Below are 21651 nucleotides of genomic sequence, written 5' to 3'. Positions count from 1 at the left end.
TCTTGTCCTCAGGTTGTTTTTACTTCGCCAAGTGAAGACCGCACTCCGTCTTTCCTGAGTGCGCCGCCCATCTGCCTGCGCGCTCGTCTTCCCCAGGTGCAACTGCACGCGTGCAAGGCGCACACCCGATGCTCGGGTAGCTCTGGTCGTGCAAAGCATTGTAGGGCAGCTCAAAAATCCGTATGTACTGCCATACTTCTTCGGATTTCCAGTGGATGAGCGGACAAATTTTCAGCGATTCAAACTTCTCGTCGCGATTGACAAACTGCACATTGGCCCGAGTCGCAGACTGTTCACGACGCAGACCGGACAACCAAGCAACAGCGCCTCGGAGTGCCTGATCCATCGGCTCGACCTTGCGAATCTGACAGCATTGATCCGGCTGACGCAGCCATAGCTCATCCCCGTATTGGGCTGCCTGCTGTTCCAGTGTCAGCTGTGGCTGTTTGACCGTAATTTGCAATTTGGGATAGCGCGCACGTATTTTTTCGATCAGGTCATACGTTTCCTGGAAGTGAAGATGGGTGTCCAGAAAAACGATTTTCGCATCCTTTTTCACATCGCTGATCATATCGATGAGCACCATCGCTTCTGCCCCAAAGCTGCAAGAGTAGACCAAATCATCAGAAAACGTCTGATACGCCCATTTGATGACATCCAGCGTGTCGCCGCCTCCCAGCTCCTTGTTGAGGACCGCGAGTCGTTCGTCGGTTGCTGTAGCATAACTCCATTGGCTCATATGCCGCCTCCTTGATCATTGATCGAACTATTTTCCCTGCGAATGAGGCGTATCAATCCGATAAACCCCAGTGTCGCTACGAAAACGCTGATAAGCGCTACCAGCATGTAGAGATCGGAGCGAAGGAACACATGCACAAAAGCAAAGGAAACGGCAAGGGAAGAGACGGGAGAGACGATCCAAACCATGATAATTTGCTTGATAATCCCCTTCTGCCAAAGCTTGAAGCCGTTCTCCGCTGTCCCTACTCCCAAAATGGCACAGGTCGTCGCCTGCGTCAGCGGCACCGGAATCCCGAAAAGCGAGGCGACGATCACCAATGTTCCTCCTGTCGCCGACACGGCACTTCCCTGCAAGAGCGAGAGCGACGTGATTTTCTTCCCGTTGGTCTCCAGCACCTTTCCGCCCAATGCCAGACAGCCGACAGCGACTGCCGCTCCCCCGATCCAAATGCCGGAATCTGTGTTCATCAAGCCTGCCCCTACCAATGGCCCTACTGCATTCGCCACATTGTTCATCCCTGCTGAAAAAGCTTCGTACACACCACAGCCTACCAACAGCCAGCGAAGCCAGCGCTCCGTGTTCGTCCCTTTCTTTTGCAGATCAGGGTACCGCACGTTGATTCGGTGGATGAGCTTGCCGATGGCATACGCGCCGAAAAAAGCGACAACCGGAATGATCAGCCAAAAGGTAACAATCACGAGCAGGCTCTGCAGGTAGATCGACTGATAGGCAAGACCGACCCCGACGATGGAGCCTACCGTCACTTCGCTGGTCGAAAGCGGGACTCCCAGCAGATTGGCTCCGAACAAGGTCAGGGTAGCAGAAGCCAGAACGATGACAACAGTCTCGACGATCATCAGATTGGATGGAATAATGCCTCCACTGATGGTTTTGACGACCTCGCCGCCACCTAGCACGGCTCCTAGCAGTGCAGCAACGGCTACTAATACCATGGCCATTCGCTTATTTTGAACGGCCCCGCTCCCATAAGCTGCCCCCATAGAGGCCGCTGTTCCACTCGCTCCAATATTCATGGCAAAAAACAAGGCAATCGCAATCGCAGCATAACTCCACCCCACGGGATCGAACACCTCCAATCACACGACCGTCTAACGATTACGAATAGAGGTGTGCTGCTTCTTTTCCTGTTTGCAGCGAAGCGAATACACTCGCGAGCTGCTCTGTTCCCTCCGCACATTCTACAACTGCGTCCCAGCCCATATTTTTCGCTTGTGCAATCGCATCCTCACCGAGGCACAAAAGGCGTCTCTTCTGCCAGTCTTCACCTGCGAACTGAGCCAGTGCGAACAACGCAGCTGGATCGTCGGTTGCCAACAAGTCGAACGATTCCGAAGCGAACCAGCCCGCTGCCGGGTGCTGCCAATCCCACTCGAGCGCGGCGGCCGATACACGGTGTGCCGCGCTTTCTTCCGCCTGTAAGATGCCTGTGCCTGATTCGCTCGTGATAGGCAGGATTCGCTCGCCACTTCTCGCGGACAACGCTTGATGCAGATCAGAAGTCTGGACTGTACTCTCAAACACATGCTGAGGATATAAGCCCTTTTCCTCTAATAAAGCCGCTGTTTCTTTACCGACCGCCGCGATCTTGCCTGTCAGCTGACGAATATCGAAACGCCGACTCGACAGTTCCCGAAAAAAATCCCGAACCTTTTGAACGCCATCAAAAACCAGCCATTCATACGCAGCAGCATCCCCGCTCAGCCCTTGTGATGACGCAGGCTGTTCCCGAAGCGGAATCGGCCAGACTTCTGCACCGAGAAGCTCCAGCTCTTGGATCAGTCCTCTCCCCTCCGTCCGGCGGGAAGCGACCGCCACTCGCTGACCAAATAACGGCTTTTTCTCGTACCAGTTCAGGGTTTCACGAAGGTGAACGACCTCTCCGATGACGATGATGGCAGGTGCCTTAAATCCCGCTTCCACCACTGTTCGATCAATGGTTTGCAGCCTTCCCGATACGGTTTCCTGTTTTCCGAGGGTGCCCCAGCGCACGAGCGCAACAGGGGTATCCGCACGCTTGCCGTGCAAAAGCAGCTGCTCTTTGATGTACGGCAAATTTTTGACCCCCATGTAGATCACGAGCGTTTCCATCGAGGCGAGCGCCCGCCAATCCGGTTCTTTGCCTGCATTTTTCTCGCAAAGATGACCGGTGACGAATGCAACAGACGAATTGTACTCCCGATGCGTAAGGGGAATACCTGCATAGAGCGGCACAGCCATGCCCGAGGTAATCCCCGGCACGATCTCAAACGGAACTCCGTGCTCGAGGCACATCTGCGCCTCTTCTCCCACACGCCCGAACATGCTGGGGTCACCCCCTTTTAACCGGACCACGGTATGACCGCTTTGCGCTTCCTGGACCAGCAGCCGGTTGATCTCTTCCTGCGGCAAGGTGTGCCGATCTGCTTCCTTTCCGCAGTACACCAGTCGTGCATGCGGCTTGACGTGCGTCAGGAGCAGCGGATTTGCCAGACGGTCGTAAACCACCACGTCGGCCCGACTAAGTGCTTCCATTCCTTTGATCGTCAACAGCTTCGGGTCACCTGGTCCTGCCCCGACAAACCATACACTGCCTCTCGTCATCATGCTCCCTCCCTCGCTGGTCTTTTGTTTATCCGAAATGGGAAGTCTCGATGACGTACCCTACCCCTTGTCTGCCGATCGGCTTCTTCTCGACGAGACTCAGCTGTTTGATGTGCGGCGGTGAAATCGTATGCCGCAAAATATTGTTCTCAGCAGTGCTGAATGCTCGCTCGTCTGATTTGGCGAGGACGATCACCGTCAGCAGTCGCCCTTCCTCCAGCTCCGCTTCCAATTTGTACAGATAGCTCTCTGTTTGTTCTTCCGTCATGCCGGTCCCTCATTTCTGCTGCCATTCTGGTATTTACGCCGTCTGCAAAATGGAATCCACTTGTTCCTGAATGCGTTCCAAGCCTACTCGTTCTACATAGCGCCAGTACTGCTCGCCCTCTTGGCGATCCTCTTTGTAGAGCGTGATCAGTTGAGCCAGGAAAGGACCCAGCTTATCTACCGTGATGCGTGCATTCAGCTTGCGGTTGAACTGTGCCTCTTCCAAGGTACCGCCTACGTGGATGTCAAACGCCTCGACCATGCCAGCAGGGGTTTTGACCAATGCACCCTGCAAACCGATATCCGCAATTTGACGCTGGCCACAAGAGTTCGGGCAGCCAATCATATGAATGCGCAAAGGCGTATCCAGCGTCACAGCGTCATCCAAGTAGAGCGCCAGGGAACGCATCCGTTCTTTTGTCTCGACGATTGCCAGGTTGCAATACTCCGTACCCGTACAAGATACCGCATAGCCGACAAAGGTGTTCGGAGTCAGCTTGAAGCGATTGACGATGAGAGGCTCTGCCTGAAAAGCCGCCACCTTCTCTTGTGGAATGTTGCGGATCAGCACGTTTTGTGTGTTGCAGGTACCAATCGTACCATCGCCGTACTCATCTGCCAGACGCGCCAGCTCGATCAGCTCTGCTGCATTCATCCGTCCAACCGGAACGGAGAGACCTGCATAGTACAGCCCTGCCTGCCGCTGTTCGTGAATGCCGTAGAAATAGCCCCCATTCCAGCCCTTCAGCAAATCTTCGCCTTCGGTTTCCAGTTCACCGACGAGGTTGATCAGCTCTTCTTTAAATTTCTCTGCTCCCCAATCTGCGACGAGAAATTTCAGACGGGCATGGGTGCGCTTTTGACGATAACCGAAATCGCGGAACAAAGTCGTGACGCCTTCCGCTACTTTCACCACCTCTTCAGGTCGGCAAAAGACATCCAGCTTTTTCGCCAAATGCGGCTTGGCCGACAACCCGCCGCCTACCCAAACATGGAAACCGATGACTTCCTCCCCGGCGATCGTCTTCTTCGCTGGCGTGAAAGCCAGATCGTTGATTTGCGCATGGGCTGCATTGTGTATATTGGTGGAAATGGAAATTTTATATTTGCGAGGGAGGTTGGAAAACTCCCGATTCAACAGGAAAAATCTTTCGAGCTCAGCCACCAGGGGACGTGTGTCCAGGACTTCATACGGATCAATCCCAGCAAGCGGATTGCCCATGATCTGACGCGGGCAGTCTCCACAAGCCTCGAAGGAGGAAAGACCTACAGCTGCGAGTCGCTCAAATATATCAGCCAGCGACTCGACGGTGAGCCAGTGAAACTGCACGGCTTGCCGCGTGGTTACATCGACCAGGTCACGCCCGTAATCTACTGCGATTTTCGCCAGGGCACGTGCCTGCTCGCTGTTCAGGATCCCGCCGGGAATGCGCACACGCATCATGAAATGCCCGTCTTTGGGACGCTGCTGGTAGACACCTGCCCATTTAAAGCGGTCCATGTCAGAAGATTCAATCGATTGGAAGCCTTCTTTGGAATACGTGTTGACGATCGTTTCAATGACGTCCAATCCGTCTTTCTCAAGCTTGGTGAATTCCATCTTGTTCAACGATGGATCATCTGCCCATTTCCACTGTTTTCTCTCTGCCATTCTCATACACTCCCCTTTGTGTGAAAAAGTCATTTCCTACTGCTGCGCGCACCGATTGACTGATCCACTCCGCCACCAAAGGATGCGGAAGATACGCACTTCCGTCATAGCGGTAACAGAGTCCGTCCAGTTTTTGCGGGATCGCTTTGCGAGTGAAGTAACCCTGACTAACAAAAAGCGGTACGACGATGAGCTCCCCTTTGTCAGCCAACAAGCGGGCTTGTTCGCGCAACGTATCCGGGCGCAGCGTACCGTAACCGGCCGCCGCAAACAGGAACCTGTTTTGCAGACGCAGCGTCAGTCTCTGCAGCATCCTTTCCCATTTGGCCCCGCCCACGGCTGATTCGTTTCCGTGACCTACCAACAGAAGGGATTCGGTGCGAGGATTTCTGGCTAACGTCTGGATACGCGATGCGACAATCTTTTCCACCACCGGATGATCCTCCAATGGAGAGCACCACACGATTCTCGAGCGCCCCTGACGACAAGTGCTTGTCGCTGCCCCCTGATGCCCGGTTTCCAGTCCCAGCAGCTCTCGAATTTCATTCACATGCGAGCTGCCTGCTGTGACAAAGAGCGGCACCGCGATAATTCGCTTCGCTCCAGATCGCTCCAGACGCTCTCGCTCTTCCGGAATGCTGCGACCTTCTACGCCACCGAGAAAGGCTACTCGAACGGGCAAGTCGAGACGGCACTGCCGAACTGCTGATTCAACCAATTCCAGCCAATCCGGATCAGGTGAACCGTGTGCAAGTAACAGAACCGCGGTTTCCCCCATTGAATTCTCCCCTATTCACCTTTATTAGATAAATCATATGTGTTTACTCGGAATTATAATTGCCTTTCCCTTCCTTCGTCAATGAAAAATTGATATTTCTGCCTAATATAGCCTCCTCTTCCTGGTACTTTACGTATCCAGGGAAAAGAAAAAACCGCCAAGCAAACACTCAGCGGCTATCTTTGTTCTGATTCTCTTTTTTCCTGCAGCGACGGTATAACAAATCTACGGTCTCTTTCAATGACTCGTATTCTTCCTCCGTCAGCTCTTCCATCGTTTGAATATGTCCGATCACTTGCTTTTTCATTTCGTCGGTGACTCGATCCTGCTTCGCTCCCGCTCTGTGATCATGCAGCTGTGTCCAATGGGTAGCAAAATTGGCGGTGAGGGCGCCCAGCATCCCAATCCCTGTCAGCATCAGAATGGTCGCCATGATGCGTCCCCCTGGCGTAACAGGCGAAATGTCGCCGTACCCCACTGTCGTCGTCGTGACAACAGACCACCAGAGTGCATCCCCAAAGCTCGTGATATTGTCGTTCACGCCGTATTCAAGCAGGTAGATCGCCAGTGAGCTCCACAGCATGATCATCGAGACGATGCCGAAGACCCGGCGCATAGAGCCGGACTGCACGACGCTCCACAAAAAGGGAGAAGCTTTCAAAATGCGAACCAGCCTCATGATCCGCATGAATCTCGCCAAATAAAAATAATGATCGAAAGGTATCATAGCTACAAGATCGAACCAGTTGCTGATGACAAATTTGCGCTTGTCCTTTGCCCTCCACAAGCGGACCAGGTACTCCACGATCAAAAACGTGATGAGTCCCGCATCCACTAGATTCATCAGCTCATCTGTCAGCAGCGGGTGAACGGAAAAGTCTGCGGATAACAGAATCGCATAGGTAATGACAAGCATGATCACAAAGATTTCGTAAATCACACGCCAGAACAAACAGACTCCTCCCCCGGCCAAGCACCGTATGACTTACATTCGCTAGTAGCTGATAAGGGCAGCCATCAGAAGACCGGCTGCGATGCTCAACCGAGATGCAAAGATGCCCACAGATACGTTGCCATTCGGAATCTCCGAAACCACCTTAAACGGTGTAATCCATTCAAAGAGGTAAAAGACCAGCACTTGAAATACCATGCCGACGATTCCCCAGATGACGAGATCCCACAAGCTCACGGAATGATAGACCGCCGAAGCGAGCACGATTGCAAGGCCGATGATCTTTCCGCCCAAATCGTGCGCGGCCGCTTTTGCCGCCGCCACTTTTTTCGGGTCATCCGTCTGGGAGCCGTTTTTGATCAGCTCGAACTCCTTATAGGGAGTCGTCCAGGTAAATACGAAAATGCCCAAGGCCAAAATCGGAAGTGTCACAACCAAATACGTAAGGAAATTCAATAAATAACCGAACTGCGAATCCATGACGTTTATCTCCCCCTCGCTATCCTTCTAGCCCTACCGGCAAATAGTAGGACATGTTATTCGTAATAGGTCCACCGACACGAGCGACGATGGCAGAAGCGTGCCCGCCAATCCAGAACGAGCCCCACAGCAGCCGCCCATCGCAAGCGCCACCCTCGGTCTTCACCGTAATCCTGGGCAGCTCTACCCGCTTCTGATAAATCATGGGCTGCTCCCAATAGCTGTCCTCCTGGTCTTTGTCCACGATTTCTCCCGCTGCATCAAAGAGAGTGACTCCCCCGCCCTCCCGTCCAAAAACAGGCTTGGTGACGTAGTCGGATTCTCCTAGAAAACGGTTTTCAAAATAGGTAGGAAGCATGTAGGTGGCGATCAAGTCCTGCTCGTCGCGATCGAAAAACTCCCCTTCCTCGTGCAGACTCCAGATGAGTGCCTGTAACGCTTTGGTCTGGATTAAAAAGGCACTTGGCGGGTTGATAATAGCGAGCTTTTGATCCGCGATCAGCGAGAGGACATGTGCACCTGTGGGATAGCCGTCTTCATCGCGCTCCTCTGCCAGCTTTTCCAGCGCATGCAGCCGATAAAGAAGATCGACAGGACGCAAATGATCTCCATCCTGCGCATACAATCGATCGTTCCAGACACGAAGCTGCTCCAGCGCGGCGAACCTGGCAGAGAGCCCCGATTGACTGAGGAGATACTGGGTAGTCCCTTTGTCCTCCTCGTGCCAATCCAGTGAGCTGAACCAGATCTGCTCAGTGGAATATCCGTGCTTGCGATACGCCCGGAGCAGCTTTTCAAAGGCAGACGCGAAATGCAAATCCATGCCAGCGTTGGGGTCCTCATGCTGATAAAAGCGACAGGCTTGCGCGTTTACGTAAAACGCTTCTACAATACCCGTCGGCGTATCGCTGTTGCACTCCAGCATTTTCAAGCCTTCAGACGTCTGCGCAAAGTCGAAGCGTCCAATCGCTGTTGGCATGTCAGGCAATACTGCTTTGCGAACAGCCTGCAGCGCCTGCTCCGGTACACCCAAATCAAGCAGGAGAGCATCCTCTGCCTGCTGCAGCACCGGGACAACCTTTGTAAAGACAGCGCCTAATCCGCTCGTCGCACGAGCCAGCTCGTCACGAAGCGTTCTCGAAATGAGATGAATGTCCGCCAGCGCATACTCTTCTCCGTACATCCTGTCCCAGGTAAAAATGCCTTCCTCTCGCATCGGTCCGTATAACTGTTCCCGCTCTGATTGCGTCCCTTTTTCCATCGTCATCCCTCATTACCCGGAGCTTGTGCCAGAGCTGCCAATTCCACCCTTGGAGCTGCTGGAGCTGAACCCGGAGGAGCCACTGCTTACCCCGGTTGAGCTGCTTTTGTACTTGCTTGTGCCCGAGCGATAGTACGTAGACGAGCTGCCGCCGGAACGGCCGCCGTCGTCACAATATCCATCGTTGTCGTCATCATAGCAATCGTCCTCATAATCTGACGACGAGGAGCATCCCGTGACGGTCAATGCAGCAGCCACGAACAAGCCGACCATCTTGGCTGTCTTGGTTTGAGCCATCTTTTTTCCTCCTACAACGTTGGCTGCGCATAATACACGTATACGCGCCTGTCTTCATCCACTTCGGCCGAAGTCTTTTCCCACTCCTGACCGTCGTGCATCAAATAATCGCTCTGCAGGTAGAGTAAGGCATCGTCATCATCCTTGCAATAAAAGGTATGCACCAGTGGATATGTCGTTGTCCCTTCCCGAAAATGCCTGAGCTCGATTTGTATGCTCCCCCAGCGAGCTGACGCTGTGTGTGCATAATCGACTGCCTGTTCCTCCGTCGAACGCTTGACGTACACAACATAGCAGCTGGGCTCGACTGCGCAAGAGGTCTTCTCATACACAACGTGCCCTTTGACCAGATAATCGCAAGCAAATCGCAGGGAGACCTCATCCTTGTCAATTCGCTCATAATAGAACAGTACCGGATAACCATTTGCTTCATCCAGCAATCGGTATTCCAAGCGTGCCATCTTTTTCACCTCAGCTTTCCATCTTACAGACAATCCAGTTATACGGATTAGGGAAATAATGGTTTCCCAATTTTCCCGAATGAAAAAACCGGCAGTTCAGCAATCATCGAATTGCTGCTGCCGGATCTTGCCAAGAGCGATGGGCTGTCGTCTATTCCTCGATCAAGCCGCGAATGGTTTCATGCAAGTGTCCATTGCTCGCCAGCAAGGAGCGAAAGCCCTCTTGGGTAAACGGCTCGTGCTGATACGAGCTGCCTTCCCAGTCCGTGATGGTCGCTCCAGCTTCCTGCGCAATGACGATTCCGGCGGCGACATCCATGATCCCCGAACGCTGCATGACGACGTAGTCCAGCCAGCCGTTCGCCAGCAGGCACCAATCCAGCGCCGGAGCTACGTTGCGCAGCAGGCGCTTCGTGTTTATCATAAACGGCTTGGTGAAATCGAGCTCCTGTTCTTTTGTCACCGTGTTTCTTCCGCGAATATAGGTTCCCACGGCCCGGGTCAAATCGGTCCGGTCATTGACGGACAGCCGCTTACCATTTAAATACGCGCCTTTTCCTTTCTCCGCCCAAAACATCTGACCTGCCACTGGGTTGTAGACAACGCCCAGGACGAGCTCCCCTTTGTGCTGCAAAGCAATCGACACAGAGAAATACGGGAAGCCGATAAAATAATTATTCGTCCCATCCAGCGGGTCTACGATCCATAAATACTCTTCATCGCGGGATACCATGCCCACTTCTTCCGAGAAGATGGTATGGGTAGGAAAATGACCGTGAATCACCTCAATGATCCGCCGCTCGCTTTCTTTGTCCTCGGGCAATTTGACATCGTTGTGCAGCTCTTCATCTGGCACGAGCTGCTCCAAAAACCGTCCTTGAAGGTACTCCCCCGCTACTTTTGCTGCCTGCTTGGCAATTTCCAGCATGGACTCCATCTCCTTCTTTTCTCTTCCATTCCATTGTTTTCACTTGCACTGTAGTCTTGCACCTTACTATGATAGAGAGACACCCATTTCCGACTTACTGACAGGAGGGGGAACAACCATGAACAGCGACTTCATCCGCCTAAAGAACATGGAAGGCGAGCTCAAATTCTCACAAATGAACACCAGCCTCGGTTGCTCCGTCACAAGCAAGGAACTGGTATTCTTCAAACCACACACGACATACCATTTATTCTTGCATGACATCGTGAGCATGGTTCCGGTCAAGCTGGACACAGCTCCTGTTTCCTTTCGCTATCAAAGCGAGACGATTCACTCCACCTTTGGCTCTGACTACTACAAGCTTGTCGTCAAATGGGCCCGCGTCATCTCTCGCTCGGGGATCGTCGAGAGGGAAAACATGGAGTTTATCGTGCCACTCTCATCCAAGCTGCTCGCGTATATTTCGCAATACAGCGGGCTTGTCTCCATCAAATGATTCTGCTTACCCTACCCACGAAAAAGCCTCTCTCACGTTCTTTGTGCACAGAGGTTTTTTTGCGTTTTTTTACTTACGGACGTTTCAAAACCATAAATGTTCCGGTACCATGTGCCACTCGTTTGTTCCGATCATCATATACGCTGGCTTCCATCACGACCAGTGTCTGCCCACGATGCAGGAAAGTCGCTTCAGCTCGCAGCGTTTCTCCCTTTCCCGGGCGCAGGTAGTTCATCTTCAGCTCGGTTGTCACCGCGTATTCTTCCGGCGACAACGACCGATTGACGAGCGAGCCCATCACCGAATCAACGAGAGTAGCCAACAAACCGCCATGAACGGCTCCACTCGAGTTGTGCATGAACACGGTGATCGGAATGTGAAAACGATACGTGCGTTCATCCACTAGCTCCCCCTTCAAGCCGAGGAAGCCCGATATAAAAGAGCTGTTGCGCTCTCGTTTTTGGCGAATGGCTTGGAGGGCGAGTCTCAAGATTTCCTGCTCTTCCTCGCTGCCTTCCTCCCAGACGTTTTTTAGCTCTTCTATCATTTTGTTCACTCCAAGAAAAATAATCTCAATTTCTTTATTGTAGCCCAAACCCGTCCATAATTCTATTGCACGTGTGATTATCACAGGGTTTTTCAAAGTTGTACGAGCGCAACTCTGAGCAAATGTTCAGACTTTTACGGTTGTTTCTATTAATAGAAAAGTGTTAAGATAGTTCAAAACAAAAAGACAGGTTTCATCTATATGGAAGGGAGTTTTTCAATTGGCAAGACAACGTAGTGATATGATCAAAAAAGGTTTCGACCGCGCTCCTCACCGCAGCTTGCTGCGCGCAGCAGGTGTAAAGGATGAGGATTTCGACAAACCGTTTATCGCCATCTGCAACTCTTACATCGACATCATTCCAGGTCACGTGCATCTCCAAGAATTCGGAAAAATCGTAAAAGAAGCGGTTCGTGCTGCTGGAATGGTTCCTTTTGAATTCAATACCATCGGTGTAGACGACGGAATCGCCATGGGTCACATCGGTATGCGCTACTCGCTGCCTAGCCGCGAGATCATCGCAGACAGCTTGGAAACCGTAGTAGCTGCTCACTGGTTCGACGGTATGATCTGTATCCCGAACTGTGACAAAATCACTCCTGGTATGATCATGGGTGCACTGCGCGTCAACATCCCGACCGTATTCGTAACTGGCGGCCCGATGAAAGCAGGGAAAACCAGCGATGGACGCTCGATCTCCCTGTCCTCCGTATTTGAAGGCGTAGGTGCCCACCAAGCCGGTCTGATCGACGACAAACAGCTAGAAGAGCTGGAGCAATACGGCTGCCCTACTTGCGGTTCCTGTTCCGGTATGTTCACGGCCAACTCGATGAACTGCCTCTTGGAAGCAATCGGTCTCGCTCTCCCAGGCAACGGTACGGTTCTCGCCGTTTCTCCAGAGCGCAAAGAGCTGGTGAAATCCTCTGCTGAAAAATTGAAGCATCTGATCGAACAAGACATCAAGCCTCGCGACATCGTGACTCTCGAAGCGATCGACGACGCTTTTGCTCTGGACATGGCGATGGGCGGTTCCACCAATACCGTTCTCCATACCTTGGCCATCGCACAGGAAGCTGGCTTTGAATACCCGATCGAGCGCATCAACGAAGTAGCAAAACGCGTTCCCCATATTTGCAAGCTGGCTCCATCCTCTGACTACCACATCGAGGATTGCCATGAAGCAGGCGGCGTTTCTGCCGTACTGAAGGAAATCTCCCGCAAGGCAGGTGCGATCCACCCTGACCGCATCACCGTAACGGGTAAAACCTTGGCGGAAAATATCGCCGAAGCGGACATCAAAGACGACAAAGTCATCCGTCGTCTGGAAAACCCGTACAGCGAATCCGGCGGTCTGTCCGTCCTGTTCGGTAACCTGGCGGAGAAAGGCTCCATCATCAAAACCGGTGGTGTCGATCCTTCCATCAAACGCCATGAAGGTCCGGCGATCTGCTTCGACTCGCAGGAAGAAGCACTGGAAGGTATCGCTTCCGGCAAAATCAAATCCGGCCATGTCGTGATCATCCGCTACGAAGGACCAAAAGGCGGTCCAGGTATGCCGGAAATGCTGGCACCTACCTCGCAAATCGTGGGTATGGGACTGGGGAAAGAAGTGGCACTCGTCACGGACGGACGTTTCTCCGGCGCTTCCCGCGGAATCAGTATCGGTCACGTGTCCCCAGAAGCTGCTGAAGGCGGCCCTATCGCTTTCGTACAAGACGGCGACATCATCTCCATCGATCTGGAAGACCGCTCCATCCAGCTGCATGTAGACGAAGCTGAACTGGCTCGCCGTGCAGAAGGCTGGAAGGAGTTTGAACCAAAAGTGAAAACCGGTTACCTGGCTCGCTACTCCAAAATGGTAACCAACGCAAGCAACGGTGCTGTGCTGAAATTCTAGTTTCACACGAGGCCGCCGATCCAAGTGAACAGACAAACCCCCTTACGCTTTGTAAGGGGGTTTTTGCTGGTTCGGGCACCTGATTACTCTATTCGCTGCAACACACCGGAGAGAGCATCGTGATGCCCCCAAGTGCTTTCATAATTTCTGCGACTGCTCACGGGCAAGTACAGCTCCTCCAACTCACGAACCTGGGAAGATCCGACCAATTCATCTAAATAGGCTCGTCCCCACGGGCTGTTCCCTACACTCGCGCCCCACTCCAACAGCGCATCTGACCCATGATTCCGAAAGCTATGGAGAACCTGCCAAGCTGCCTGCAATCCTGCTGATGCAGCCAGCGTAGGGAACAAGGCGATCCGAACGCCCAACTGAGCAAATTCCTCCAAAGTCGGCGCCGGCTCCTCTCCCCCCCAGATTGTCAGGATGGGGGCAGCTATCTCCTTACAGGCACGCTTTAGCTCGGCGCGTGTTTGCACAGAATTTAACCAGATGAAATCGACACCCCCCTCCCTCACATAGGCATTACATCGTTCCAAAGCTGCTTCAAAGCCACCGTTCTCTGCGCCTATGGCATCACAGCGTGCACAAATCACAAAGGACGGGTCGAGCGCATCACGCGCGGCTACAGCCGCTTGATATTTGCCGACTGCCTCCTCGATGGGAATGCATCTTCGGCCAGATTTCGTTCCCGATTTTTTCGGGGCCTCCTGGTCTTCGATCTGCAGGCCAGCTACCCCGGCACGGATACATTCCTCCACGGCAAAATGAACATTGACCGCATTGCCAAAGCCCGTATCTGCATCGATAAAGATAGGAATATCCGTCCGAGCAGCCATGTGACGCGCGTGATCTACCAGGTCACGCAAGCCGATAATGCCGGAATCGGGCACCCCGTAGAGGAATGCGGACAGCTGTGAACCCGCCAGAAAGAAAGTCTCAAAGCCCGCTTCCTCTGCCACCCGTGCATACAGCGGACTAAATCCTCCTGGCATCACCGTCAACTGCTCTCGTTGCAGGATTTCCCGAAATTTCTCTCTTTTACTCTGGTCGGTAAGCCGTTTTTTCTGTTCTCGATTCATCTGTTTTTATTCCTTTCTCTCTATCTTGCCAAAATCGTACTGTAAAAAAAGGGAAACGTCCAAATCAAACTTTCCATATGTCTATCGGCGTGGTCGATAGGATCGACGTCTGTACACCCTTTGGCAAAAGAAAAAAGCAGACAGCTGCTGCCCGCTTTTCCCCTTTTCGATCGCTAACCAACTTTATGGAATTTTCCACAGTAAAAGCCCAGTGCTTCTCCTTGCTCGTAAGCGTATTTGGTTACTTTGCCGACAATCAGCGTGTGATCTCCCCCATCGTACGCTTGCCATGGCTCACATTCCAGATGAGCCAGCGTTCCAGTCAATCTAGGTCCTGCTTCTGTCTCTTCCCACCCAATTTGGAGGTCAGGCTGAGGTCTTCCTGCGAACTGCCACGCGATCGCTTCTTGATCGGCAGCCAATATGTTCACAACAAAGGGCTGCTGGAGCAAAGCATCGTGGGAGCGTGCTCTGCGATCGATCGACACCAGAATCAGTGGGGGATCGATAGACACAGAGGTAAATGAATTGACGGTAAGTCCGCCAGCTGCCTCTCCGTCCTGAAAGGTAACAACGGTGACACCTGTGGCAAATCTCCCGAATGTGTTGCGCAACTCGCGTGGATCCATTTGGTTTCCCACCCCTCTATTATTGTACCTTCGCAGAAAACTGTTCCCGCCCCTGTGCCAGCAGTTCGTCGGTCAAATCCAGCCATTCGCGGATGTTCGCCCGGTTGGAGTAGCCCGCCGCGTAGAACATCGGATCCCCGATGTAGAAGCGCTCGTAGTGCAGCAGTCGCTGCGTCGCTGCATCTCCGAAGAAATCCCAGGCCATTTTGGCGATTTGTACGCGATGGAAGCCGTCACTGTTGGCTCCGCTGAAGTAGTATTGGAAATTCTCGCTTTCCGGCCCGAAGAAGTCGCTGCCGGATGGGGTCAGCATCAGCCCGGCGGCACCCATTTGCTTGATGAGGTCTACGATGACTTCGTTGTTCTTGGAGTACAAAATGTTTTGGGCTTCCAAGAAGTCTTTGTTCGGTCTCCAGTTGCCGTTGTCATTGTACTCGCCGCATTGTTCCGCAGCGAACAGGGCGGACTCGTGTGACTTCAGCATCGCGATGATAATCCCGACACGCTCAGCAACTTGTGGGAACACATTCGTTTTGACCGAATCAGTCAGCTTGCTTGCGATGGCTGCTGCCATACCGAATTTCACCAGCTTGCGCACTGTCGCCTGATGAGTCGCATGGATCGAGACGTCTGCATTGAAGCGCATCGTGTTGGCAGCCTCGATATTGTTGTAGAAAAAGACTCTCTCCCATGGCACCAGGACATCATCGAAAACCACCATCGCATCGTTTTCTTCAAAGCGGCTGCTGAAAGGATGATCGTATACGTTTCGATCGTCATTTGGCACGAACGGCTGGCGGCAAAGCATTTTCAGCCCAGGTGTCGAAACTGGGATCGCAAACGCCATGCAGTAGCGCTCATCCCCTTCTTTGAAGGCACGGCCATTTGGAAAGACCAAAAGCTCATCTGTGATCGGGCCCATCGTCGCCAGCTGTTTGGCGCCACGTACGATAATGCCTTCTTCTGTTTCTTCCTTCACGCCCAAATGCAGGAACAAATCACGCTGCTCATGCGATGCCTTGGAGCGGTCAATCTGTGGTGTTCCCAATGCATGTGTGAGGAAAAGATCGTTTTCCCGCACGTATTCAAAATAGCGGTTCATATTGTCCTCAAACTGTTGACCCCACTTGCCAAAAAATTTGGAGCTCTCGGCAATGCCCATAATGTGCGCATTCATAAACTCCGGTGAGCGCCCCATGACGCCGTAGGTTGATTTGGCAAACAGCTTGTAAGCCGCTGTCTTTTTCCCCAGCTCTTCCGCATTTTTGGGAGGCATGAAACAGATGTCGCACAAGTCCCCCGTGGTGGGAGAAGGAAAAGTCAGCGTCGCTTGGTGTCGCGGATCGTGCTTCATATCGTACAGCTTGGCGATCGCCTCAATCGGCCGGCGAAATGCCGGGTACTGCGTGACATCTGTCACTCGTTCACCGTTGATATACACCTCTCGAGGGGAACGCAATCCCTCTTTGTATTGTTGTCCAGTCCGAATACCCATTCAAAGCTCCCTCCTACAGGAATGGCGGCAAGCACCATGAATTTAGTGAACAAATTAATAGTGAATAGGTTTACTAATTTAGTTTTATCTTAGCGAAGGTGGATTCGACTGTCAATACAGGATTGAACAATTATTCAGAAATTTTTGTTTACAATCACTCTTCTAATTGTTCACTGGTACCATCCTGTGTTACGATGTCGATAATGGTAAACCTGTTTACAATCTAAGCAAAGGTAGGAAACCACATGTACCAAATGGCCCATGATGAGCTGCTCCAATCCGTTTTCGAGCTACAGCGCAAAATGAATGCGAATTTGGACACGTATGAAACGGTTTCGCCCGGCATCCATCGCACTCCCGCCTTGCTGCCGATCCTGATCTCCCGAAGCCATCAGCTGTCCATCGCCCTTCTCAATAAACACACGCTTTCCTACGGTTTGACCCACGTCAAGTTTTCTACGCTGCTTCTTCTTTTTCGCACACGCGATCAGCAGCTGACGATGACCGAAATCAGCCAGCAAAAGCATGTTACGCGAACGAATATCACCAACCTCGTCGACGCTCTGGAAAAGGACCAGCTGGTGGAGCGTCACAAAGATCCGAATGATCGCCGTAGCGCTCTGATTCATTTGACTGCCAAAGGAATAGACCTCATCCACCAACAGCTACAGGCGTACTGGGACCGGCAACAATGGATGTTTGACGGACTTTCCGGTGAAGAGCAGGAAGAGCTCCTGACGCTGCTTTGCCATCTGATAGCCGCTCTGCAGGATAAGTCCGCCGAAGACGCTTCGGTGGAGAAACTGAGCTTGACAGAGGTTGCTGCTCAGGTAAAACGAATGATGGACAGCATACTCGATTCCTATCAGACCGCGACCCCAGGCATTCACAGGTCCTCTGCGGCCTTGTCGATCCTACTTGCACGCGCCTACAATCTTGCTATTTTCCAGTTGAACAAGCACACGATGGAAATGGGGCTTAGCCACGCCAAGTTTTCTACGCTCCTCCTCTTGTTCCGCTCCAAAGGACAGAACTTGTCGATGACGGAAATCAGTCAGCAAAAAAACGTGACGAAAACGAATATTACCAAGCTAATCGATGGACTGGAGCAGGATGGCTATGTACAGCGCATGAAAGATCCTACCGATCGGAGAAGCTCGCTCGTCCAATTAACGGATCAGGCAAAGACTTTCATACCGAGTCAACTGCAGGATTACTGGGACAAGCAAAAGTGGGTGTTTGACGGTCTAAATGAGGAGGAGCAGGAAAAGCTGTTACAGCTGCTTTTCAAACTGCTCGCCAACTTGCAAGGAAAAGAAAAAGCAGAGGAGTAGACTTGTCTTTTGGGTCTACTTTTTTTATTTCTCCTCAAAAGAGACAAGGTGTGAAGACGAAAAAAGCCCTCGAATTCGAGAGCTTTGGACCTTTTTCCTTATTTTCGGGCGGCAGCAGCCAGTGCCTCTTCCCTGCGAATCTTGGCGTGCAAAACAGGATTGGTAATATTGAAGAACTTCAGGGCATTCTCCCCCAAAATTTTTCTCTTCGCCGTCTCGCTCAGGAATGGAATATCGTAGATCGACGCAGGCGTATCGAAGTCCTGGTGCGGGTAGTCGGACGCATAGAGCAGCTGATTTTCCGCATCAAACATATTGAAGATCTCTTTCATCATTCCCATGTTGTCCGTATATTCCAACGGCTGCGAAGTAAAGTAGAAATTCTTCATGTACTCGCTCGGTTTTTTCGTCAGGAACGGGGCATCCGACTGGCGATACAGATAATCCGTATCCAGACGCATCATCAGGAACGGAATCCAGGAGACACCCGCTTCGATGAAGATGAACTTCAGATCGGGGAAACGCTCCGGAATGCCGTTGATAATCAGGTTGGTCGCCTGGATCATGTTGTACAGCGGGAAGCCTAGCGCATGGGCAGACAGGAACCGGTTCAGCTGTTGGAAAGGCCGCTCCATCCAGTGGGAAACGGTATGGAAAGCGAGCGGCTGCCCCAAATCCTCCAGCAATTTATACAGTGGCATGTAGGAGTTGTGATGAGCAGGCTGATAACGCAGGCTGGTCACCAGGAAGCCGACTACGCCTTTTTTTCCGCCGAACTCTTTGACGATCTTCACACAGGCATCCGGGTTGGAGAAAGGCAGATAGAGCATCGTTTTGATCGCATCGTTTTGTGGCAAAATCTCTTCCGTCATCCAGCGGGCAAAGCCGTACGCGATCGCCACCTCGATCTCCGAGTCAGGATGCACGCCAAGTGTCAGCAGGTCGGTCGGGAATACAATGTTGTAGTCGATCGCCATCTTTTGGCTGCTCTGCAGGAGCGGGTAGATTTCCTTTGGCATGATTTCGCCTTCTGGCAGCTTGCTTCTTACAAACAGCGGAATGCTTTTCATCCGTCCTGCCATCGTGCGGTCGCCTAAGTCGACGTAAATGTGCTTAGATCCATTGCTATGTACCCGTAGGCGGCTGCGGTAAGGCTCCTCCACGTATTCAGCGATGACGTTCATCGGAGTGCCCATGTAATGACAGTCGGCATCAACAATCGGAATGTCGTAGAGACCTCTTGCCAGCGCTTGCTTTTCGGCATTATCCAAAAAATTCTTTTCCAGGCTTAAATCGATTTTCATCGCGATTCCCTCCCTAAATGGTGATGTATACTTTGCCATCTTTTACTTGCGGGTTGAACTTGCGCAAAACGAACTGGGGATCCGCGATGCACTCTCCCGATTTGATATCGAATTCAAAACCGTGCCATGGACAGACGACGTTTACCTCTTCTTTCGAGTGATAGTCTCCTTCGCTCATGCGGTTCTCGTCCATTCTCATACGCACCCGCTCCGACACGTTTCCTAAACAGACTGGCCCTTCAAAATGAGGGCAGGTATTTTCAATCGCGTGGATTTGGTCATTCACCAAAATGACGCCGATCTCCAATCCTTCCAAGGCTACATAGTACATCTTTCTTTCTTCCAGCTCGGTTTGCTCACATACGTAGTGCTCCATCCCTTGTCCCCTTCTTTCTTATAGGATTTTCATTCTTTGTTTTGAATCAGAAATTTTTGAACATTTGCAGCTCGAACAGCTCGATATGCTTGGTTTCCATCAAACCGTTGATAAACATCATGGCCTCTGTATCCGGAACGGTATTGTGTTTGGGTACCGGCATAAACGGCTCTGCGTTCTGCACGGTCGTCAAATGCTTTTCCACCCGATAGCCATACAGTTTAATCGCAATTTCAGAAAGCGCTTGCAAATCCTTGATATCCAATTGGTCCCAAAGACCGTTTCTCTCTCCCTCACCCAAGAGCTGGATGAGCTGTTTGACTCGCTCTGCCCCATTTGTGCCCAACTGATCGACTGGTACGCTCATGATAGCGGAACACCTCCATATTCTTATTTATGTCGTTCATCATTATTGGACAATATTGTTGATCAATATTGCTGTTAATCTGAATTATACGTGTCCCTTTTTTGTCTGTCAACTAATTGTTCATACAATTTTGAATTTGAAAAAAAAAGAACCCCTTGCATGCAAGGAGGTACTCCATAAACGAACGCAGGCCATCGCTGGGCCACATTCCTACGTGCTGCTACTAGAGCAGCAGCTGATAGTTTTGCAGGAAGCTTTCTCTGACCATCGCCAAATCGGAACGCACGGCTAACTCTACTGCCTGCTCGTCACGCTTCTGCAGAGCATCGTAGATTTTGCGGTGCTCTTTGATCGAGCTTTCCTTAATGCCAGGAAGCAGCATCGTACGCAGCTGATAGCGGCGAAGAGGCGAACGAATGCCCCGGATCAATTCGACTGCTTTTTGATTCTTCGCGGCCTTGTAGATAATTTCCCGAAAGCTCATGCTAAGGCTGGTGTATTCATCCAGCTGATTTTGATCCAGACATTTTTCCATTTGCAGGACCGTCGTCTCCAGCTGCTGCATGTCGTCTGCAGCAAGATGATGGGTGGCATTTTTGACGACCAAGCTTTCCAGTACATCGAGAATTTCCAGGTAATGTATGATCTCATCTAGGGTGTAGGCCTTGATGGTTGCACCTTTGTTCGTTTCGATCTCGACCAGATTTTCCTGCTCCAGTTTCAAGAGCGCTTTTTGAACCGTATTTCTGCTTACGCCAATCAGTTCCGCCAGTTGGCTTTCAATCAGTTTTTGCGAAGGTCTGAACGTCCCGTCAAAGATCTTCTCCTTCATAAACTGATAAGCGGTTTCCGTTTGTCTACTCACCGCATATACCCCATCTCTACAGATTAGATTGTTAAACAATATCGTATAACAAAAATGTACTTCGATAAATTGGAAAAGTCAACCAGAAATTTTTGAATGGTAAGAACGTTTTTGCACACGGGAAAAAGCCTGTGAATCTCCCATTCACAGGCTCGCCGCAACACGCTTTCATCAGGAGGGCAGCAGCTCTGACTTCCAGCCGTAAATCTCCATCGTCGTCTTCCCTTCACGCAGCAGCTGACGCACTCGCTCTTCCTCTTCCTCCCGCTGCTGTGCGCGGCTTAGAACCTCCTCGATCTCGTGTCGTGGAATCACTACTACGCCATCCCCGTCACCTACAACGAGATCTCCCGGCTCGATTGTCACCTCTCCGATGACGATGGCGTGATTAATCGTACCTCCACCGTTTTTCCCTGTCCCCTGAATGCAGAGTCCTCGAGAAAATACAGGAAAGCCGATTTGCCGAATATCTGCGCCATCGCGCGCGCAGCCATCGATTACCAATCCCTGTATCCCTTTTTGCACTGCCGCATGGGTCATAATGTCACCCCAATACCCAGCCTCATAGACATTCGCCACCTCTGCAATCAGTACGTCCCCGGGCTGGGCTGCGATGATCGCCTCGTGCAGCATGATGTTATCCTTTGGAGGGGAACTGACCGTCACAGCTGGACCACAAATTTTCATCGATGGGCCGAGTGGTTTTATGCCGGATGGCAAGGCTCCTTTCTTCCCTCCTGCCTCCAACAGGGTAGCAGCGGAAAACTGCGCAGCCATACGAACAATTTCCTGGTCCGGCCGTTCAATCTGCGTTCTGATCCTGGACATACTCTTGCCCCTC

The 21651-nt window shown here is 51.8% G+C and carries 24 protein-coding genes; 3 read left to right on the top strand and 21 right to left on the bottom strand.

Features of this window, described 5'->3' with window-relative positions; genetic code table 11:
- Positions 1-19: 19 nt before the first annotated feature.
- The 12 genes from EDM59_RS24900 to EDM59_RS24845 all read right to left on the bottom strand — a co-directional run bounded on the left by EDM59_RS24900 (position 20) and on the right by EDM59_RS24845 (position 10418).
- On the bottom strand, positions 20-739 hold the full coding sequence (locus EDM59_RS24900; protein ID WP_122926081.1) for a phosphoadenylyl-sulfate reductase: 720 nt from the start codon (positions 737-739) through the stop codon (positions 20-22).
- Positions 736-1821 (bottom strand): sulfate permease, encoded by a 1086-nt coding sequence (locus EDM59_RS24895; protein WP_122926080.1) that lies wholly within the window; start codon positions 1819-1821, stop codon positions 736-738. Before EDM59_RS24895 ends, EDM59_RS24900 begins: the two co-directional genes overlap by 4 nt.
- Positions 1822-1858: 37 nt before the next feature.
- Positions 1859-3346 (bottom strand): uroporphyrinogen-III C-methyltransferase, encoded by a 1488-nt coding sequence (cobA, locus tag EDM59_RS24890; RefSeq protein WP_246011230.1) that lies wholly within the window; start codon positions 3344-3346, stop codon positions 1859-1861.
- A 25-nt stretch (positions 3347-3371) separates the two neighbouring features.
- Positions 3372-3611, bottom strand: a complete 240-nt coding sequence (locus EDM59_RS24885) for a DUF3906 family protein (protein ID WP_122926078.1) — start codon at positions 3609-3611, stop codon at positions 3372-3374.
- 33 nt (positions 3612-3644) lie between these two features.
- The gene (locus tag EDM59_RS24880; protein WP_122926077.1) at positions 3645-5261 is read right to left on the bottom strand and encodes a nitrite/sulfite reductase; all 1617 of its coding nucleotides are present in this window, start codon (positions 5259-5261) and stop codon (positions 3645-3647) included.
- On the bottom strand, positions 5227-6039 hold the full coding sequence (locus EDM59_RS24875; protein WP_122926076.1) for a sirohydrochlorin chelatase: 813 nt from the start codon (positions 6037-6039) through the stop codon (positions 5227-5229). The genes EDM59_RS24880 and EDM59_RS24875 overlap by 35 nt, the downstream gene beginning before the upstream one ends.
- 169 nt (positions 6040-6208) lie before the next feature.
- Positions 6209-6991, bottom strand: a complete 783-nt coding sequence (locus EDM59_RS24870; protein ID WP_122926075.1) for a potassium channel family protein — start codon at positions 6989-6991, stop codon at positions 6209-6211.
- Between the two features lie 42 nt (positions 6992-7033).
- Positions 7034-7471 (bottom strand): DUF350 domain-containing protein, encoded by a 438-nt coding sequence (locus tag EDM59_RS24865; protein WP_122926074.1) that lies wholly within the window; start codon positions 7469-7471, stop codon positions 7034-7036.
- A gap of 19 nt (positions 7472-7490) precedes the next feature.
- A complete protein-coding gene (locus EDM59_RS24860; protein ID WP_122926073.1) occupies positions 7491-8732 on the bottom strand; it encodes a glutathionylspermidine synthase family protein in 1242 nt (413 codons plus the stop codon).
- A 12-nt stretch (positions 8733-8744) separates the two neighbouring features.
- Positions 8745-9029 (bottom strand): hypothetical protein, encoded by a 285-nt coding sequence (locus EDM59_RS24855; protein WP_122926072.1) that lies wholly within the window; start codon positions 9027-9029, stop codon positions 8745-8747.
- Between the two features lie 11 nt (positions 9030-9040).
- A complete protein-coding gene (locus EDM59_RS24850; RefSeq protein ID WP_122926071.1) occupies positions 9041-9490 on the bottom strand; it encodes a hypothetical protein in 450 nt (149 codons plus the stop codon).
- A gap of 151 nt (positions 9491-9641) precedes the next feature.
- Entirely contained in the window at positions 9642-10418 is a 777-nt protein-coding gene (locus EDM59_RS24845; RefSeq protein ID WP_122926070.1) for an inositol monophosphatase family protein, read from the bottom strand.
- Between the two features lie 118 nt (positions 10419-10536).
- On the opposite strand from EDM59_RS24845, the gene EDM59_RS24840 reads away from it, so the two are divergent.
- Entirely contained in the window at positions 10537-10914 is a 378-nt protein-coding gene (locus EDM59_RS24840; RefSeq protein ID WP_122926069.1) for a hypothetical protein, read from the top strand.
- A 73-nt stretch (positions 10915-10987) separates the two neighbouring features.
- Here the strand turns inward: EDM59_RS24840 and EDM59_RS24835 are convergent, their stop codons facing one another.
- Positions 10988-11461 carry a PaaI family thioesterase gene (locus EDM59_RS24835; protein ID WP_122926068.1) on the bottom strand — a complete coding sequence of 158 codons (474 nt, stop codon included), beginning with the start codon at positions 11459-11461 and terminating at the stop codon, positions 10988-10990.
- Between the two features lie 220 nt (positions 11462-11681).
- Here EDM59_RS24835 and ilvD point away from each other — a divergent pair, with 220 nt between their 5' ends.
- Positions 11682-13358 carry a dihydroxy-acid dehydratase gene (ilvD, locus tag EDM59_RS24830; RefSeq protein WP_122926067.1) on the top strand — a complete coding sequence of 559 codons (1677 nt, stop codon included), beginning with the start codon at positions 11682-11684 and terminating at the stop codon, positions 13356-13358.
- An 83-nt stretch (positions 13359-13441) separates the two neighbouring features.
- Here the strand turns inward: ilvD and EDM59_RS24825 are convergent, their stop codons facing one another.
- The 3 genes from EDM59_RS24825 to EDM59_RS24815 all read right to left on the bottom strand — a co-directional run bounded on the left by EDM59_RS24825 (position 13442) and on the right by EDM59_RS24815 (position 16564).
- Positions 13442-14440 carry an isocitrate lyase/PEP mutase family protein gene (locus tag EDM59_RS24825; RefSeq protein ID WP_122926066.1) on the bottom strand — a complete coding sequence of 333 codons (999 nt, stop codon included), beginning with the start codon at positions 14438-14440 and terminating at the stop codon, positions 13442-13444.
- A 173-nt stretch (positions 14441-14613) separates the two neighbouring features.
- Positions 14614-15069 (bottom strand): flavin reductase family protein, encoded by a 456-nt coding sequence (locus tag EDM59_RS24820; RefSeq protein WP_122926065.1) that lies wholly within the window; start codon positions 15067-15069, stop codon positions 14614-14616.
- 19 nt (positions 15070-15088) lie between these two features.
- Positions 15089-16564 (bottom strand): 4-hydroxyphenylacetate 3-hydroxylase family protein, encoded by a 1476-nt coding sequence (locus EDM59_RS24815; protein WP_122926064.1) that lies wholly within the window; start codon positions 16562-16564, stop codon positions 15089-15091.
- A gap of 245 nt (positions 16565-16809) precedes the next feature.
- On the opposite strand from EDM59_RS24815, the gene EDM59_RS24810 reads away from it, so the two are divergent.
- The gene (locus tag EDM59_RS24810) at positions 16810-17898 is read left to right on the top strand and encodes a MarR family winged helix-turn-helix transcriptional regulator (protein ID WP_122926063.1); all 1089 of its coding nucleotides are present in this window, start codon (positions 16810-16812) and stop codon (positions 17896-17898) included.
- A gap of 98 nt (positions 17899-17996) precedes the next feature.
- Here the strand turns inward: EDM59_RS24810 and EDM59_RS24805 are convergent, their stop codons facing one another.
- The 5 genes from EDM59_RS24805 to EDM59_RS24785 all read right to left on the bottom strand — a co-directional run bounded on the left by EDM59_RS24805 (position 17997) and on the right by EDM59_RS24785 (position 21638).
- Positions 17997-19202 (bottom strand): amidohydrolase family protein, encoded by a 1206-nt coding sequence (locus EDM59_RS24805; protein ID WP_183193035.1) that lies wholly within the window; start codon positions 19200-19202, stop codon positions 17997-17999.
- A 13-nt stretch (positions 19203-19215) separates the two neighbouring features.
- Positions 19216-19578 carry a Rieske (2Fe-2S) protein gene (locus EDM59_RS24800; protein ID WP_122926061.1) on the bottom strand — a complete coding sequence of 121 codons (363 nt, stop codon included), beginning with the start codon at positions 19576-19578 and terminating at the stop codon, positions 19216-19218.
- Between the two features lie 46 nt (positions 19579-19624).
- Positions 19625-19945 (bottom strand): hypothetical protein, encoded by a 321-nt coding sequence (locus EDM59_RS24795; RefSeq protein ID WP_122926060.1) that lies wholly within the window; start codon positions 19943-19945, stop codon positions 19625-19627.
- Positions 19946-20168: 223 nt separating this feature from the next.
- Complete coding sequence (locus tag EDM59_RS24790) at positions 20169-20810, bottom strand: GntR family transcriptional regulator (protein ID WP_122926059.1); 642 nt, start codon at positions 20808-20810, stop codon at positions 20169-20171.
- Between the two features lie 171 nt (positions 20811-20981).
- The gene (locus tag EDM59_RS24785) at positions 20982-21638 is read right to left on the bottom strand and encodes a 4-carboxy-4-hydroxy-2-oxoadipate aldolase/oxaloacetate decarboxylase (protein ID WP_122926058.1); all 657 of its coding nucleotides are present in this window, start codon (positions 21636-21638) and stop codon (positions 20982-20984) included.
- Between the last annotated feature and the right edge of the window lie 13 nt (positions 21639-21651).

It is taken from the genome of Brevibacillus nitrificans (genome assembly GCF_003710965.1).
Taxonomy (GTDB): Bacteria; Bacillota; Bacilli; order Brevibacillales; family Brevibacillaceae; genus Brevibacillus; species Brevibacillus centrosporus.
This window is presented reverse-complemented; position numbering and strand designations above follow the sequence as displayed.

What these genes read in the sequence shown, in the direction of transcription:
- cobA (WP_246011230.1), bottom strand. Translation starts at nt 3,346, where the DNA reads ATGATGACGAGAGGCAGTGTATGGTTTGTCGGGGCAGGACCAGGTGAC.
- EDM59_RS24795 (WP_122926060.1), bottom strand. Translation starts at nt 19,945, where the DNA reads ATGAGCGTACCAGTCGATCAGTTGGGCACAAATGGGGCAGAGCGAGTC.
- EDM59_RS24850 (WP_122926071.1), bottom strand. Translation starts at nt 9,490, where the DNA reads ATGGCACGCTTGGAATACCGATTGCTGGATGAAGCAAATGGTTATCCG.
- EDM59_RS24785 (WP_122926058.1), bottom strand. Translation starts at nt 21,638, where the DNA reads ATGTCCAGGATCAGAACGCAGATTGAACGGCCGGACCAGGAAATTGTT.
- EDM59_RS24880 (WP_122926077.1), bottom strand. Translation starts at nt 5,261, where the DNA reads ATGGCAGAGAGAAAACAGTGGAAATGGGCAGATGATCCATCGTTGAAC.
- EDM59_RS24900 (WP_122926081.1), bottom strand. Translation starts at nt 739, where the DNA reads ATGAGCCAATGGAGTTATGCTACAGCAACCGACGAACGACTCGCGGTC.
- EDM59_RS24825 (WP_122926066.1), bottom strand. Translation starts at nt 14,440, where the DNA reads ATGAATCGAGAACAGAAAAAACGGCTTACCGACCAGAGTAAAAGAGAG.
- EDM59_RS24855 (WP_122926072.1), bottom strand. Translation starts at nt 9,029, where the DNA reads ATGGCTCAAACCAAGACAGCCAAGATGGTCGGCTTGTTCGTGGCTGCT.
- EDM59_RS24845 (WP_122926070.1), bottom strand. Translation starts at nt 10,418, where the DNA reads ATGCTGGAAATTGCCAAGCAGGCAGCAAAAGTAGCGGGGGAGTACCTT.
- EDM59_RS24885 (WP_122926078.1), bottom strand. Translation starts at nt 3,611, where the DNA reads ATGACGGAAGAACAAACAGAGAGCTATCTGTACAAATTGGAAGCGGAG.
- EDM59_RS24875 (WP_122926076.1), bottom strand. Translation starts at nt 6,039, where the DNA reads ATGGGGGAAACCGCGGTTCTGTTACTTGCACACGGTTCACCTGATCCG.
- EDM59_RS24815 (WP_122926064.1), bottom strand. Translation starts at nt 16,564, where the DNA reads ATGGGTATTCGGACTGGACAACAATACAAAGAGGGATTGCGTTCCCCT.
- EDM59_RS24820 (WP_122926065.1), bottom strand. Translation starts at nt 15,069, where the DNA reads ATGGATCCACGCGAGTTGCGCAACACATTCGGGAGATTTGCCACAGGT.
- EDM59_RS24810 (WP_122926063.1), top strand. Translation starts at nt 16,810, where the DNA reads ATGTACCAAATGGCCCATGATGAGCTGCTCCAATCCGTTTTCGAGCTA.
- EDM59_RS24805 (WP_183193035.1), bottom strand. Translation starts at nt 19,202, where the DNA reads ATGAAAATCGATTTAAGCCTGGAAAAGAATTTTTTGGATAATGCCGAA.
- EDM59_RS24800 (WP_122926061.1), bottom strand. Translation starts at nt 19,578, where the DNA reads ATGGAGCACTACGTATGTGAGCAAACCGAGCTGGAAGAAAGAAAGATG.
- EDM59_RS24860 (WP_122926073.1), bottom strand. Translation starts at nt 8,732, where the DNA reads ATGGAAAAAGGGACGCAATCAGAGCGGGAACAGTTATACGGACCGATG.
- EDM59_RS24840 (WP_122926069.1), top strand. Translation starts at nt 10,537, where the DNA reads ATGAACAGCGACTTCATCCGCCTAAAGAACATGGAAGGCGAGCTCAAA.
- EDM59_RS24835 (WP_122926068.1), bottom strand. Translation starts at nt 11,461, where the DNA reads ATGATAGAAGAGCTAAAAAACGTCTGGGAGGAAGGCAGCGAGGAAGAG.
- EDM59_RS24865 (WP_122926074.1), bottom strand. Translation starts at nt 7,471, where the DNA reads ATGGATTCGCAGTTCGGTTATTTATTGAATTTCCTTACGTATTTGGTT.